Source organism: Halobacillus amylolyticus (assembly GCF_022921115.1).
Lineage (GTDB): Bacteria > Bacillota > Bacilli > Bacillales > Halobacillaceae > Halobacillus_A > Halobacillus_A amylolyticus.
In genome coordinates, this window is record NZ_CP095075.1 from 1212947 (window position 1) to 1227262 (window position 14316).

Annotated in this window: 14 protein-coding genes and 1 pseudogene; 8 read left to right on the forward strand and 7 right to left on the reverse strand. The window is 39.2% G+C overall.

The features are described from left to right. Positions 1–14 precede the first annotated feature (14 nt). Positions 15–1379, reverse strand: a complete 1365-nt coding sequence (gene mgtE, locus MUO15_RS06385; RefSeq protein WP_245034476.1) for a magnesium transporter — start codon at positions 1377–1379, stop codon at positions 15–17. Positions 1380–1559: 180 nt separating this feature from the next. Here mgtE and MUO15_RS21875 point away from each other — a divergent pair, with 180 nt between their 5' ends. The 3 genes and pseudogenes from MUO15_RS21875 (at position 1560) to prpE (ending at position 3579) form a co-directional block, all read left to right on the forward strand. Beyond that, complete coding sequence (locus MUO15_RS21875; RefSeq protein ID WP_318036198.1) at positions 1560–1844, forward strand: hypothetical protein; 285 nt, start codon at positions 1560–1562, stop codon at positions 1842–1844. Beyond that, positions 1841–2731, forward strand: a complete 891-nt coding sequence (locus tag MUO15_RS06390; protein ID WP_318036199.1) for an FtsW/RodA/SpoVE family cell cycle protein — start codon at positions 1841–1843, stop codon at positions 2729–2731. The genes MUO15_RS21875 and MUO15_RS06390 overlap by 4 nt, the downstream gene beginning before the upstream one ends. A 108-nt stretch (positions 2732–2839) precedes the next feature. After that, positions 2840–3579: pseudogene (prpE, locus tag MUO15_RS06395) on the forward strand (bis(5'-nucleosyl)-tetraphosphatase PrpE). A 248-nt stretch (positions 3580–3827) separates the two neighbouring features. Here the strand turns inward: prpE and MUO15_RS06400 are convergent. From MUO15_RS06400 to MUO15_RS06410, 3 genes are read right to left on the reverse strand one after another with little or no spacing between them, the layout of a single operon-like run. After that, positions 3828–4703 carry an RluA family pseudouridine synthase gene (locus MUO15_RS06400; RefSeq protein WP_245034478.1) on the reverse strand — a complete coding sequence of 292 codons (876 nt, stop codon included), beginning with the start codon at positions 4701–4703 and terminating at the stop codon, positions 3828–3830. Further along, positions 4703–5509, reverse strand: a complete 807-nt coding sequence (locus tag MUO15_RS06405) for an NAD kinase (RefSeq protein WP_396266325.1) — start codon at positions 5507–5509, stop codon at positions 4703–4705. The genes MUO15_RS06400 and MUO15_RS06405 overlap by 1 nt, the downstream gene beginning before the upstream one ends. A gap of 16 nt (positions 5510–5525) precedes the next feature. Beyond that, positions 5526–6164, reverse strand: coding sequence for a GTP diphosphokinase (locus MUO15_RS06410; RefSeq protein ID WP_245034482.1), 639 nt, complete (start codon positions 6162–6164; stop codon positions 5526–5528). Positions 6165–6336: 172 nt separating this feature from the next. Between MUO15_RS06410 and MUO15_RS06415 the strand changes: the two genes are divergently transcribed. The 4 genes from MUO15_RS06415 to MUO15_RS06430 all read left to right on the forward strand — a co-directional run bounded on the left by MUO15_RS06415 (position 6337) and on the right by MUO15_RS06430 (position 9438). Continuing rightward, on the forward strand, positions 6337–6918 hold the full coding sequence (locus tag MUO15_RS06415; RefSeq protein WP_245034484.1) for a CYTH domain-containing protein: 582 nt from the start codon (positions 6337–6339) through the stop codon (positions 6916–6918). Positions 6919–6973: 55 nt separating this feature from the next. Next, a complete protein-coding gene (locus tag MUO15_RS06420) occupies positions 6974–7375 on the forward strand; it encodes a globin domain-containing protein (protein ID WP_245034486.1) in 402 nt (133 codons plus the stop codon). Beyond that, complete coding sequence (locus MUO15_RS06425) at positions 7372–8259, forward strand: ClpXP adapter SpxH family protein (RefSeq protein WP_305853282.1); 888 nt, start codon at positions 7372–7374, stop codon at positions 8257–8259. The genes MUO15_RS06420 and MUO15_RS06425 overlap by 4 nt, the downstream gene beginning before the upstream one ends. A gap of 999 nt (positions 8260–9258) precedes the next feature. Then, positions 9259–9438, forward strand: a complete 180-nt coding sequence (locus tag MUO15_RS06430) for a hypothetical protein (protein ID WP_245034488.1) — start codon at positions 9259–9261, stop codon at positions 9436–9438. Positions 9439–9518: 80 nt separating this feature from the next. Here the strand turns inward: MUO15_RS06430 and pepF are convergent, their stop codons facing one another. From pepF to mecA, 3 genes are all read right to left on the reverse strand, one after another. After that, on the reverse strand, positions 9519–11330 hold the full coding sequence (pepF, locus tag MUO15_RS06435) for an oligoendopeptidase F (RefSeq protein WP_245034490.1): 1812 nt from the start codon (positions 11328–11330) through the stop codon (positions 9519–9521). A 64-nt stretch (positions 11331–11394) separates the two neighbouring features. After that, a complete protein-coding gene (locus MUO15_RS06440; protein WP_245034492.1) occupies positions 11395–12543 on the reverse strand; it encodes a competence protein CoiA in 1149 nt (382 codons plus the stop codon). Positions 12544–12638: 95 nt separating this feature from the next. Next, complete coding sequence (mecA, locus tag MUO15_RS06445) at positions 12639–13343, reverse strand: adaptor protein MecA (protein ID WP_245034494.1); 705 nt, start codon at positions 13341–13343, stop codon at positions 12639–12641. A 279-nt stretch (positions 13344–13622) separates the two neighbouring features. On the opposite strand from mecA, the gene MUO15_RS06450 reads away from it, so the two are divergent. Next, positions 13623–14291 (forward strand): TerC family protein, encoded by a 669-nt coding sequence (locus MUO15_RS06450; RefSeq protein WP_245034496.1) that lies wholly within the window; start codon positions 13623–13625, stop codon positions 14289–14291. The last annotated feature ends 25 nt before the right edge of the window (positions 14292–14316 follow it).

Genomic DNA, 14316 nt, shown 5'->3' on the forward strand with positions numbered 1-14316 from the left:
TCCGGGGTTTTTGATTATATAAGCAGATTCATAAACGCAGTTGCCATCCCAAAATAAATCAAGATTGATATAATATCGTTAATCGTTGTAATAAATGGACCTGAAGCAACGGCCGGATCAATATTAAAACGATGCATCACAAGCGGTACAAGTGAACCCGCCAATGTCGCCACAATTAAGGTGGCCATAATCGATAGCCCGACTAATAACCCGAGATAAAAGTTATTTTGCCAAAAATAGACTATAACCGTAATAATAATGCCGCAACTTACCCCCGTAATCAATCCTGTTCCTGCTTCACGCATAATCATTTTAAATTTACCTTGCTTATCAATCTCACCTGTAGCAATCCCGCGAACAGCCACAGCCAGCGCCTGTGTTCCCGTGTTTCCAGCCATTCCGGCAATTAATGGGATGAATATAGCTAAAATCGCTACTTGATCTAATGTATTTTCAAAACGACCTATCAAGCTAGCTGTTAAACTTCCAAGAAACAAAAGGATAACGAGCCATGGCAGTCGTTTTTTTGCTGAAGCAAATGCGTTTTCATCTGGAGAATCTACATCAGAGATCCCGGCAAGTTTAGAATAATCATCACTCGCTTCTTCCTCCATGACATCCATAATGTCGTCAACGGTAATAATTCCAAGTAAATGGTCTTGAAAATCAACGACGGGTAAAGCAAGAAAGTCATAGTCACGCATCATGCGGGCAATCTCCTCCTGATCCTCACCAACAGGGACGGAAACCACACGTTCACTCATCACATCGGATATATACCAGTCTTCCTCTGATATAATAAGGTCACGAAGCGAAATCACACCAACTAAACGTTTATCTTCATCAATGACGTAGGTATAATAAATCGTTTCCGCATCAGGCGCTTCTTTTCTTAAATGAAGCATTGCTTCACGAATCGTCATACCTGTTTTCACCACAACGAATTCGGTCGTCATAATCGAACCGGCCGTTTTTTCCTCATAATGAAGCAAATCTTTAATTTCATCTGCTGCATCGTCATCCATAATTGTTAAAAAACTGGCCACTTTGTTCTTATCCAATTCATTAAGAATATCAACCGCATCATCTGTAGACATTTCAGCGAAAACTTGGGCCGCAAATCTAGGATCCATTTCAGTAAAAAATGGCTCAATTTCTTCAAAGTCGATATGTTCCATAACATCGGCAACTTCTTCAGGGGATAAGTACGTATAGATTTGCAGCCGAACATCATCAGCTACCTCTTGAAAGATCTTTGCCTGGTCATATGGATGAAGTTCAAGGAACTCTGCTCTAAATTGGTCTATATGATCATGGAGAAGAGCATCTTGAATCGTTTGCCATACATCCTGGCGTTCTCGGTCATCTAAATGCTCCAAACATCTCCCTCCCTTTTGTTCATCGAAACTTGTTTTATGTTAATTGTACGTCATACTTTTGTCAATGAATGTCGATTCTTTTTCTAAAATGAAAAACGTGACTTAAAAAAAATGGTTGAATGATGTACACTTACTATTATACATGAGTTTAACAGACTGATTTAGAGAAAGGGAACATACATGAATGAAAATCAACATACCTCGCCAATAGATTATACGATCATTTTCGTTGTTATTGCGCTAGGAATTACCAGCTGCTTCACTTTATATACACTAGACCCACTTTTAGGATCTGCGGATCAAGGTTCCTACCTAAAACAAATGGTTTGGTATCTGTTAGGCGGAATAGGTGCCGCCGTAGTTATGATTATGGATTACGACCGCCTGCATCAACTCGTCTGGTTTTTGTATGGCTTCGGAATTTTAATGCTTTTAATGCTCTTTTTCAACTTCCCCCCCAGATGATTGTCACATCAGGTGGAGCGACAAGCTGGTTTGGTCTTCCTGGCGGTGTCACTTTACAGCCAGCTGAATTTGTAAAAGTATTTTTGGTCATTACATTAGCACATGTCATTGTCACACATAATGAAAAACATCGGGCGAAGACAATTAAATCTGATTTTTTATTACTGGGAAAATTGGTTGGTCTTTCTCTCCCACCTATGGGGTTAATTGCTGTGCAGCCAGACCTTGGTTCCTTCCTCGTTCTCGTTGCCATTACTAGCTTTTTGATTCTCGTATCAGGTATTCAATGGAAGATTCTAATTTCCATACTTGCATCGGCTTTATTGTTCGTTAGTGTTACCATATTGATGTTTTTTCTAAACCTTACTAGTGTAACGAACTACTTAGAAGAATCTGTATTTGCCCACGTAGATTCACGATTTTATGGGTGGCTGCAACCTGAACAATACGCACAAGGATACGGCTTGCAGTTGATTAAATCGATCACTGCGATCGGTTCTGGACAGCTTACGGGTAAAGGAATCGGAAACTTTGAAGTATCTGTTCCCGAGCGTCATACAGATATGATCTTTACGGCAGTAGCGGAACAGTTTGGTTTTATCGGGGCTAGCCTAGTATTAACCTTATTCTTTTTACTTCTGTACAGAATGATTCAAATCGCATTAGAAAGTAACGATTCCTTTGGCAGCTACATCATTGTAGGGATCGTAGGAATGATCACCTTTCAAGTGTTCCAGAATATCGGAATGTCCTTACAATTGCTGCCTATCACAGGATTACCCCTTCCTTTCCTAAGCTATGGGGGCAGCTCTACACTTGCCTACTTGCTTGCGATCGGGATCGTATTGAATGTTAAATCCAGAACAAGAACGTATATGTTTGAATGAATGTACAAAAAGGTGGAGAAGCTTTTAGCACTCCGCCTTTTTTGTATACGGAAATGGCTAGGGGAAAATCTATAAATGCTACATCAATTTGAGCAAGGGGGTATGTGAATGAAAGTAGATGTGATTGGTGATGTTCATGGTTGTTTGGATGAACTTACACTTTTATTTAATAAAATGGGATATCAATGGAAAAATGACCTGCCCTTCCACCCTGACGGCCGTATTCCCGTCTTTTTAGGTGACATCACAGACCGGGGCCCCATTCAATTAACACGATTCGTCTCGTTCACCGCTTAGTTATTGATGAAAAGCTTGCCCAATATGTTCCAGGAAATCACTGCAGTAAGCTATACCGCTTTTTTCTTGGAAACCCTGTTCAGGAAAAACATGGTCTGGAAACGACGACAGCTGAATATCGCGAGCTTTCGAAACATGAACAACAAAACGTCAAGCATATGTTTATGGAACTGTTTGAAACAGCACCTCTTTACCTGGAACTTCCTGAATTAAAAGCAGTCGTAGCCCATGCAGGCATTCGTGCCGAGGATATTGGGAAGAAAAATAAGCGAATCAAATCATTTGTCCTGTATGGGGATATCACTGGTGAGAAGCTTCCTGATGGCAGGCCTGAAAGAAGAGATTGGGCTCAAACATATAAAGCGGATCAATGGGTAGTTTATGGGCATACACCTGTATATGAACCTCGTTTTATCAATCTGACTGTAAATATTGACACAGGATGCGTGTTCGGCAATCAGCTAACCGCTTTTCGGCTTCCTGAAGAAGAAATCGTTAATGTTCCCTCATCGATGCCGCTTATAAAAGAAAAGTTCAGTTATCATGCTTAGAAAAATTCTTGCGAGGTTCGGCGAATCAGCGAATGGGTAGAATCACTGCTAGTTTGGATAGAATCTTTCCTGCTTGAGGAAGAATCATCGTAGATTCGGACAGAATCTCTCGCAATTTCGGCAGAATTCTTATCACTTTGGGTAGAATAACCCTGGTATCAAAAACCAGGGTAAAGGCCAAACAAGAGCAGAAACGGTCAGCATAAAAAAGCCAGCTTCTGCTTTTTTATTAAACAGGAGCTGCTTTTTTATTTTCGTTTATCCCATGTTTTCGGCGGAGGGGAGTGAAAGCAGAACTCCTCTCCTGATAAGGGATGGATAAACGTTAATTGATGACAATGCAGAGCATGTCCTTCACTCATTGAGGAATTGAATTCGCCATACAGCGTATCTCCAACAAGTGGGTGGCCAATTGAGGACATATGCACTCTAATTTGATGTGTCCTCCCTGTTCGCAAAATGAGATGTACTAAACTGGCAGAATGGAAACATTCCTCCACCCTATATTCAGTCGCTGATTTTTTTCCAAAAGGTGAAGTTTCCCGCTCTATAATTGAGCCTGGTTTTCTCCTTATTGGAGAGCTAATCAAACCAGCGCGAGGGTCAGGGCATCCTTTAACAAGTGCCGTATAACAACGTTTGATTTGATGATCTTTCATTAGTTTTCCGTGACTATATTGATGTTTTGCAACTAAGAGAAGACCGGACGTGTCGCGGTCAAGTCTTGTTACAATATGAACAGTATAGTCATACTTTTGCAAATCATAATAGTGAATAATTCCATTCGCTAATGTTTGTGAAGGGTGGTTAGCCGATGGAGATACGGCCAATCCAGGTTGCTTGTTAATAATTAGAACGTCCTCGTCCTCGTAAATAATCTGTAGCGGGATAGATACAGGAACAAGCACATCCGCACGCTTTTCAGGCGGAAATAAGACCGTAATCATATCTTCACTTGTAAGCCTTGTCCACATAGATGTTTGACCACCATTGACTAAAACCAGCCCTTCCCCCTTCACTTTTTTCATTAGCTGCCTGGAAAAGGATGCTCCATCTACTAAATAATCCTTTACCGTTTTCCCTTCAAACTTTTGAGAAATGACCCATGTCTTCTGATATGGCATTAGGAAGAATAATCATCAGATACGAAGGAGTCGTGTACCCTTTTCCAAAATGGGAAAGGCCGAAAACGGGCAAAACGTACCTTCTCTTTTGCAACTCGAAATTGGATGGATTTTACATCTTTATATGTTCGTGTAATGTGATCAATTGTAAACAAGAAGCTGCGCTCATTTAATGGTTTTAACAAGCATGTGTGATGGCCTGGCAGGATTAATGGTGAGCCGATGGTTCGAAACACGCGGTTATTAATTGATGCCATCTCAGCAATTTGAATCGCTTCAAGTGACGGATGAAGGATGGCCCCGCCTAGTGCCTTATTGTAAGCTGTACTCCCTGAAGGCGTAGATATACAAAGTCCATCTCCTCGGAATGTTTCAAAGTGATCTCCTTTTATATCAATATCAAAAACGACAGAACCTTCTGAGGTTTTAATCGCGCACTCATTTAATGCTAAATAGCGATCTTCTTCTTCGCCACTCTTTGGTCTAATAATCACTTCAAGCAGAGGATATTCCACAACTTGAAATGGAGTTCGAGCAATTTCAATGATCAGCTTCTCGAGCTCCTCAGGCATCCAGTCTGCATAGAAGCCTAAATGCCCTGTATGCACACCAATAAAGGCCGTTTGATCTAGGCGGTGTACATAAGTATGAAAAGCCTCTAGTAACGTTCCATCTCCCCCAACTGAAATCGCAAGGTCGGGTTCCTCCTCATCGTACTCTAATTTAAATTCCGTCAGATAGCTTTTTATTTTTGTGCGAATCTCATTCGACTTTTTGTCGCCTTTTGAGAGTATAGAGAACTTCATTTGCTTATCCACCCCTCTATGATTTCTTCGTTTGTCTTTTTTGCTCTTCTTTACGGTTGAAGATTTTCTGGGCCTCTTGAATTTCGTGCTTAATCTTTGACATTTCCTCATCTAGTAAAAAGGCAGCCTCTGCTGCACGCTTTAAACGTGCCTTTATATCAGACGGAATTTTTCCTGCGTATTTATAATTAAGAGAATGCTCATTTGTCGCCCAAAAATTCATCGCCAATGTGCGGATTTGGATTTCAGCTAACACTTTTTTCTCCCCATGAATTGTTTCAACAGGGTATTTAATAATCACATGATAGGATCGATAACCGCTGTCTTTTTTCTCACTAATATAGTCCTTCTCTTCAACGATATCGAAATCCTTACGATTGGTTAGCATATGAACAACAGAATAAATATCGTCTACAAATTGGCAAACGACTCTTACTCCGGCAATATCTTGCAACTCTTCTTCCATGTCTTCAGGGTTAATACCTCTTCGGCGAGTTTTTTCAATAATACTTGTCTTCGGCTTTACTCTTCCTGTGACAAATTCAATAGGAGATTGCTCGCGCTCATATTCAAATTGTTGCCTCATACCTTTTAATTTAACCTTAAGTTCGTCAACTACTTGCGTATAAGGTGCTATAAAAATATCCCAATTCATTCGAAGAGAACCACCTTTATGTATCAATCTGTATAATATATATGTGTGTTTAGACTCACAAACATTGTATCATAATCTCATTCCATCACCAGAATTTAACTCAGGTGATCAGTGGCTAACTTTTGCAATTCTAACCTAATATAAACCATAATTAAAGATGAGGTGACACATTATGGCCCAAGAAATCGAAATTGAATTTAAAAATTTATTATCCGAAAAAGAATATTATAAACTTTACACTCACCTATCCTTCGAAACAGTTGATCGTATTGAGCAAACGAATTATTATTTTGAAACAGAGGATCTCAAATTGCGAAATAAGGGCGCAGCTTTAAGAGTACGACAAAAGAATGATACATGGACAGTAACTTTAAAGGAACCTCATCCTGATGGGCTTCTAGAAACTCATGATCAACTGTCCAAAGAAACAGCTGACCTCTGGATTAACGACCAAATTTCGGATGCTCCCAACGTAGACAATCAATTAAATAAGCTCGGTATTTCCACAAGCGACTTACGTTATATCGGGTTTTTAACAACTCACAGAAAAGAACGCGAATACAAGGACACGCTTATCGTGTTGGATCATAGTTTTTATTATGATGAATCTGATTATGAGTTGGAATTAGAAGCATCATCAAAGCAACAAGGTGAAAAAGTATTTGACGAGCTTTTAAGTACCTATCATATTCCTAAAAGGCAGACAGAAAATAAAATAAAAAGGTTCTATCAGGCTAAACTAAAATCAGAATAGTTGCCGTTCACGTTCAGCGTTGCTAAAATGAATAAACAGACAAGGAAGGGATCGTATGAATGATAAGCCTGGCAGCATTTACGAGGCTATAGGTGAAGATAAGATCAATGTGCTGGTGGATTGCTTTTATAGTCACGTAAGCAAGCATCCAGATCTTATCCCTATATTCCCAGAAGATTTAACGGAAACCGCCCGAAAGCAAAAACAGTTTTTGACACAATTTTTTGGAGGCCCTCCTCTATATATACAAGAGCATGGTCACCCTATGCTAAGAGCACGACATCTCCCTTTTGTGATTACACCTAAGAGAAAAGATGCCTGGCTGTCCTGTATGGCAAAAGCACTCGAGGAAGCTGACATTCAGAATCCTTATCGTCAAGCCATGTTTGAACGGTTAATGATGACAGCCAACCATATGATGAATACACCAGAAGATGAGAAAGGAGAATCGATGTGAGTTGGAAAAGCATGAGCAGCTCTTCAGAGAAACAGGAAACCTCAAGTGGTTTTTTTGACCTTCTAAAGCGGCCTATTGAGATGTATGTTTTTATTGATCCCCTCTGTCCTGAATGCTGGTCACTTGAACCGTTCTTAAAAAAGCTCACGATCGAATATGGACGCTTCTTTACCATTCGCCCAATTATTAGCGGCAATTTAGCATCGTTTCAACAATTAAAATCAGAGAAGCGCGAAATCCTCAAGAAAGTATGGGACAAAACAGGGTCACGCACAGGCATGTGTTGTGATGGGGATGTATGGATGGAAAACCCTGTTTCTTCCCCTTTGGTTACTGCTCTAGCTGTAAAAGCAGCCGAACTCCAAGGGAAGAAAGCCGGTATGCGTTTCTTAAGAAAAGTACAAGAATATGTATTCCTAGAAAGAAAAAATATATCTGATGAAAACATTTTGATTGAATGTGCAAGTAAAAGTCATTTAGACGTTGATGAATTCCAAAAAGATTTGCATGCTGATGCTGCACGAAAAGCGCTTCAGTGTGATTTAAAATTAACGAAGGAGATGGATGTGGACTCTACACCAACCATGGTCATCTTCAATGAATCCGAAGAAGATGCCGGTCTTAAAATTACCGGACTTTATTCATATGATGTATATGTCAAAGTTTTAAAAGAAATGCTTCAGAAGGACCCAAGGCCAGCCGTAAAGCCTGAACTAGAAGATTTCTTATGTCACTATCGATTCGTAGCAAACAAAGAGGTTTCCGTTGTCTACGACTGGACAGAGCAGCAAACAAAGAAAGAATTGAAGAAGCTAGTACTGCGGCAAAAGGTGCGCGAAGTTCCTGTTAAACAAGGAACATTTTGGAAATATATCAGTTCTTGACTTGTTAACGGTTACAGGAGACCGTAAAAATTCGAATAGGAGCGTATGTAGGAAGCATTAGCACATGACTGCTTATGCTTCCTTTTTTAGGGGTATTGGTGACCTGCACAGTTAAAGCTGTGAATTTCTTCACTAATTAAGCATATCAATCTATCCCCTGATAGACAAGATTTAACTGCAAATGTTCACAATGTTGTCAATAGACATATTTTTTGATTGCAGAAATAATGGGAATTTTATCGTTCATATGCCTGCAGTCACCTAGAACCATTGATTAGCCGACAAAACATTGGATTGTTATCTTCAAACACATGTGCTTATAGGATGAGAATAACCCTCTTACGCATTTATCTTATTTTCGGTCGTCAACAAAACAGCTAGTAAGAAATAAAACTTTGCAGAGATTTCACCTATAGTGAGTGTTCAAAGAGTTGCCAAATTAGAAACAAGAAGTTCGAGGCGCGAAAGGTTTGAGGACCACAGCGTATGACTTTCATACGTGAGGACCGGAAAAACCGAGCAATGAAGAAATTCGCCGTTTATCATTTGGTGACTTTTTGAACAACCTCTTACAGGCAAGCACCTATAACAAGTAATTTCTTATCATTGGCCTCACCCTATCATTATCTAATGGTGGCGGTTCCGTTCGTCTTAATAATCATAAGTGGCGGGGAAACGGCGAGACTCCCTGTGGGAGCACCAAACTTGTCGAGACCCACAGAGGCTCGATGTTCGCCCACGGAAAGCGAGCCGTTGCCCCGTCCCCTCCTCCTTTTTTATAACGGAACTCACCCTCAACAATCGGAAACCTTTGTAAGAATATCACCAACCAAGAGAACACAAATATACATGTTTTATTCATCAGCTTGTATATCTGTGCTCTTTGTCATACAAAAACCACCCGGCCAGTTCATACCTAACAAAAATGCCAAATAACAGAATGAGCTGTTCTGATTTTCACTTGAATTAATAAAATAATGACAAAGGAGGTTTCTACAAATGAAACGATGGGTTATTTTGGGCTATATCCCCTTATTTATTTTGTTGATCATGTTCCACATATTTGGATTAATGTTCCTGTTCCCATTATATATTACTGCCCCTCTCCTTTTCGTTTCCATTTATATGTTTATTGCCCTCATCTATCATAAAAAAAAATTTCGCGGGTTTATAAAATGAATAACCAAAAACGATCCCGTATCACCTGAGGTGATACGGGATCGTTTTTTTTTTAGAATAACCTTTAGAAATTCGTTCACTTAATTTAGAAGAAGCTGTTCCATCTCATCAAGTTTCTCTTCAAATACGTCCAAAGCTTTTAGAATAGGCTCTTTTGAAGTCATATCTACCCCTGCTTTCTTCAACACTTCTATTGGATAATCACTGCTCCCTGCCTTTAGAAAGCTCATATAACGTTCAACGGCAGGCTCCCCTTCAGTTAGAATCTGCTCAGCCAGGGTAGTCGCTGCTGCATACCCAGTCGAATACTGATACACATAGTATCCCATATAAAAGTGAGGGATTCGGGCCCATTCCAAGCCAATCTCTTCATCAATGACAATATCATTTCCGAAGTATTTTTTATTTAAGTCGTAATAAAGCTGTGTCAGTTTATCAGCTGTCAATGCTTCACCTTTTTGAGCTTGGATATGGATTTCATGTTCAAACTCTGCAAACATTGTCTGACGGAAGACGGTTCCGCGGAATCCTTCAAGAAAGTTATTTAACAGGTAAAGCTTCTCTTTTTTATCATCTGTTTGCTTCTGCATATAATCATTCAATAATGCTTCATTACATGTTGAAGCCACTTCCGCTACAAAAATAGAATAATTTCCATAACGATAAGGCTGATTGTTATGTGTGTAATAACTGTGCAGGGAATGACCAAGCTCATGGGCCAAGGTAAATAAATTATTCACATCATCCTGCCAATTCATTAAAATAAATGGTTTTGTTCCGTAATGACCGGAAGAATAGGCGCCGCTGCGCTTGCCCTTATTCTCTTCGACATCAATCCAGCGGCTTGAAAGTCCTTTTCGAACAATGTCCACATAATCCTTCCCTAGAGGTTCAAGTGCTTTGAGAACATGTTCCTTTGCCTCATCATAGGATACTTCCATTTCGGCATCTTTCACGAGTGGTGTATACAAGTCATACATGTGAAGCTCATCCAGCTCAAGTACCTTTTTCCTAAGTTCGACATATCGATGCATAAGCGGCAACCGTTCTTCTACGGCTTCAATTAAGTTATCATACACTTTTTCGGGAATTTTGTTGCCATCTAATGCTGATTCACGGGCGCTCTCATACTTTTTCGTTTCCGCAAAGAAGTTGTTCTTTTTCACATGGCCGCCTAATGTGGAAGCAAACGTATTTTTAAAAGAGCCAAACGTATCATACATCGCTTTAAATGCATTCTTTCTAACTTCCCGATCCTCTGACTTTAGGAATCCGACATAACGTCCGTGGGTCAGATCCACCTCGTTCCCCTCCTCATCTTTAATGGAAGGAAAAGTTAAGTCAGCATTGTTTAAAGCTCCAAATGTTTGAGAAGGATTTGATGCTATTTCAGAAAAGCCTGAAAGCAATTTCTCTTCCTCTTCACTAAGCACGTGTTCCTTTTTTCTCATAATTTCGTTTAATGTATGCTCATACTCCTTGAGCTTGTCATGTTCCTTCATATATTGCTTCACTGTGTCTTCTGAAAGTGACAAAATCTCAGGTACAATAAAACTCATTGAGGAAGAAACCTGTGTTAACAAGCTTTCTGCTTTTGCATTCATCTCTTGATAGTGTGAATTAGTTGTATCTTGATCACTTCGCATATGAGCATAAGTAAATAACTTCCCTATCTTATTAGAAATACGGTCCTGTATGGAGAGCAGTTCATATAATTGGTCTGCTGAGTTACCAAGCGTTCCTTTAAAAGCTTGTACTTCAGGAATAAGCTTTTTAATTTCTTCAAATTCTTTATACCATTCATCATCACTAGCAAAGATCGTGTTAAGATCCCACGTTAATTCCTCTGGGATCTCTTCTCTTTTTGGTAATTGTTTTGTTGTAGATGCCATGTACATCCTCCTTCTAAAAATTCGCTACCCTTAAAAATTCTCTATTTTGAATCAAAATCCCTTCCTACAAAACTACATTCGTCTGTCTTCTTAAAAAAAACATTACTCTTTTATCTTCCTCTAAGGCTTGATCAATATGAGTTGGAAATTGGATCTCCTTTAGTTTAACCCATTCCCCTTCACCAGTTTTTTTAACAAAGCCCAGTTTTCCAAGCATAAGAATATACTCTTGGATAGGATTAGCTTGGTACTGATTAATTGTCTTACACCTTACCTTTTGCTCATTATTAATCACGTCACCAATTGGCTTTTCCATAAAGTGATCAAGTATAAATCGTGTTTGCCACATATAAGCCTTGACATGATAAATAGACTGAGACGGGACAGGTAAAAAGCAGACAGAAGGGATTAAAGAAAAGTGTTTTCCCTTTAAGTAAAGGTACTGACGCCATTGAAGCTCCTCACTTCCGACCCTTCTATGATAGGTTGTGCGCAAATGATACATTGATTTTTCCCAAATGTTCAAGTATGAAAAAGAAGGGTAGGGAACAGAGGTGAATAGTTGAGGGAATGTAACGGATTTAAGGCTGTAAAACCGAGGATTTGCATAGCAGAGAGTAGTTGAGGATCCCTGGATATGATCTGCAATAATTATAGTTTGAGCTTTTACATCTAAATAATACATGCAGAAGTTACTGTGAAAATAGTACATTAAGGACCTGTGAAAGGTTGTGTGTAATAATTGGTGCTTCCCTTTCTGTCGATATTGATTCTTTCCTATGATCCATAAAGGGAAAATTCCAGCTTCATTAAGACTTTTCGTCCGTTTTTCGATGATCTCAGGTGGAATAGTTGAACACTGAAATTCAATAGCAATTCGTTTATCGCCCACTGTAAAAAATAAGTCCGGTCGTTGGTTGGTCTCTTTCAGAAAAAATTCTAACTCAACGTCATACCCTTGGTGAGTTAACCACTGGTAAAGCAGCCACTTCCCGGACTCATGGTATTCACTTTCTCCCTGGTGTTTTCGTTCACAGTTACTGCTTGGAAAATGGGCAAAGTGAGCTGTGTGTAACCTTCCAGAACGGATTTGCAATGATTCTTTGCAGGTCGGGCAAAAATATGTTTTCTCCTTTCTTAACTGTTCGATACGCTGCTTTGAAAGTTGGTATAGAGAACTGAGCTTTCCATTGTCGTCATACGCATACAACAAGTTTTCCACCTCCACTCTATATCATTCTATATCTAGTCATAATATCCTCTTTTTTGCACAAAAAAAAGCACACTCCATTCAGTGTGCAGCCAAAATCAACTATTTGGAAAATAATCTTTAATTTGCATTAAAGCATCCTCAGCGAAAATCACTTTACCATATTCTTGCAGACGATAAATTGTAACAGAAGACTCATGTCCATATTCCATTAGTTGACTTAAAATATTTTCTTGTTCATCATCACTCATATTTTCGTCATTGAATTGAATATATAAATAGTAGGTGTCCTCAAAATGAATAAGTGAATTGTCCATCCTATAATCATTTATCATATAGTGACTTAATTGGATGACATCTTCAAATTCACTAAATCGTAAAGTAAAGTTCAATGGTTCAAAGGCACCTTCTTCTTGTGAATCATCTTCACCATTGTCTTCCTTATCGTTTCGTTCTGTTTGGTTATATTTATCATCAAGTAAAGATTCTAATTTCTCATCAACCGGCACATCAATCGAATTACCTTCATCACTAGGGAGTTCGAGCTTTTGACCATCTTGGGAAACCTGCGCTTTAGTGACGATCACTTCTAGTCCCTTGTCCATAGCCTGAACTTGGATCCAAAGCGGTCCATCTGCTTGAAAATTTTCCTGATCATTCACTTCATCCATCATTTCCCAGAAAAGTTGCTCACTACGCTCTCGATTATACCAAATTTCTTCTCGGTCAAATCCTAGCCGTTCAACGTCATGATAAGAAACATAAAATTTCACCGTATTTTCATTAATGCGTTCGATTTCCATGTGTCTCTCTCCCTTCTATCTGATTATCTGGCGGAAGGGATCGTTCACCCTAAATCGCTTATTAATACCTTACCCTTTAGACAAAAACTTCAACCATCGTGATGTTTAAGGGTCACAAAGATCGATGTACTTCTATTGTATGACAGGATACGTTAAATGGAAAACAAATTGCATTATTTCAGCATATGACCACAAGCAAGCCTATGTTTGCTTTTAGGTTGACTAATTATTTTAGCTTATTTTTATCTGTTTGTCACTACATTGTAGGAGGATTTTCTAATGAATTGGGACTTGCTTGAGCCGATTTTTATTATCATATCGATTGATCTTATTTTAGGTGGAGATAATGCTGTTGTTATAGCCTTGGCAAGCAGGAACCTCCCTAAACATCAAAGAAACAAAGCCATTTTTTTAGGGACAGGCCTAGCCATAGCCGCACGCGTTTTGTTAACAACGGTAGCCTTGTTTTTACTGCACATCCCATTTTTACGATTAATTGGTGGGATCCTTCTTTTATATATTGCGATTAAATTGCTTACTGATACGGACGATTCACAAAATATTAGTGGCAGTGATAATCTTTTCACAGCTGTTAAAACAATCGTTTTTGCTGATATCGTTATGGGTTTCGATAACGTGCTCGCCATTGCAGGTGCGTCCCACGGACGAATTACGCTCGTTATTATCGGTCTACTTATTTCTGTACCGATTATCATTTTCGGAAGTCGTTTTATTTTAATTTTGATGGACAAGTTTCCGATCCTTGTTTACATAGGATCTGGAATTCTTGCTTTTACTGCAGGGGAAATGATCCTTGAAGATCGCAGAATCATGTTGTATTTGGAACCTAACTCCATCGTTCATCTACTATTCCCAATCATAACCGTAATTCTCACAATTGGCTTGGGATATTTGATTAACAAAAGATCACCTGCAACAACTGAATAAAAAAAAGCTGCCTCTCTCTTAGTGA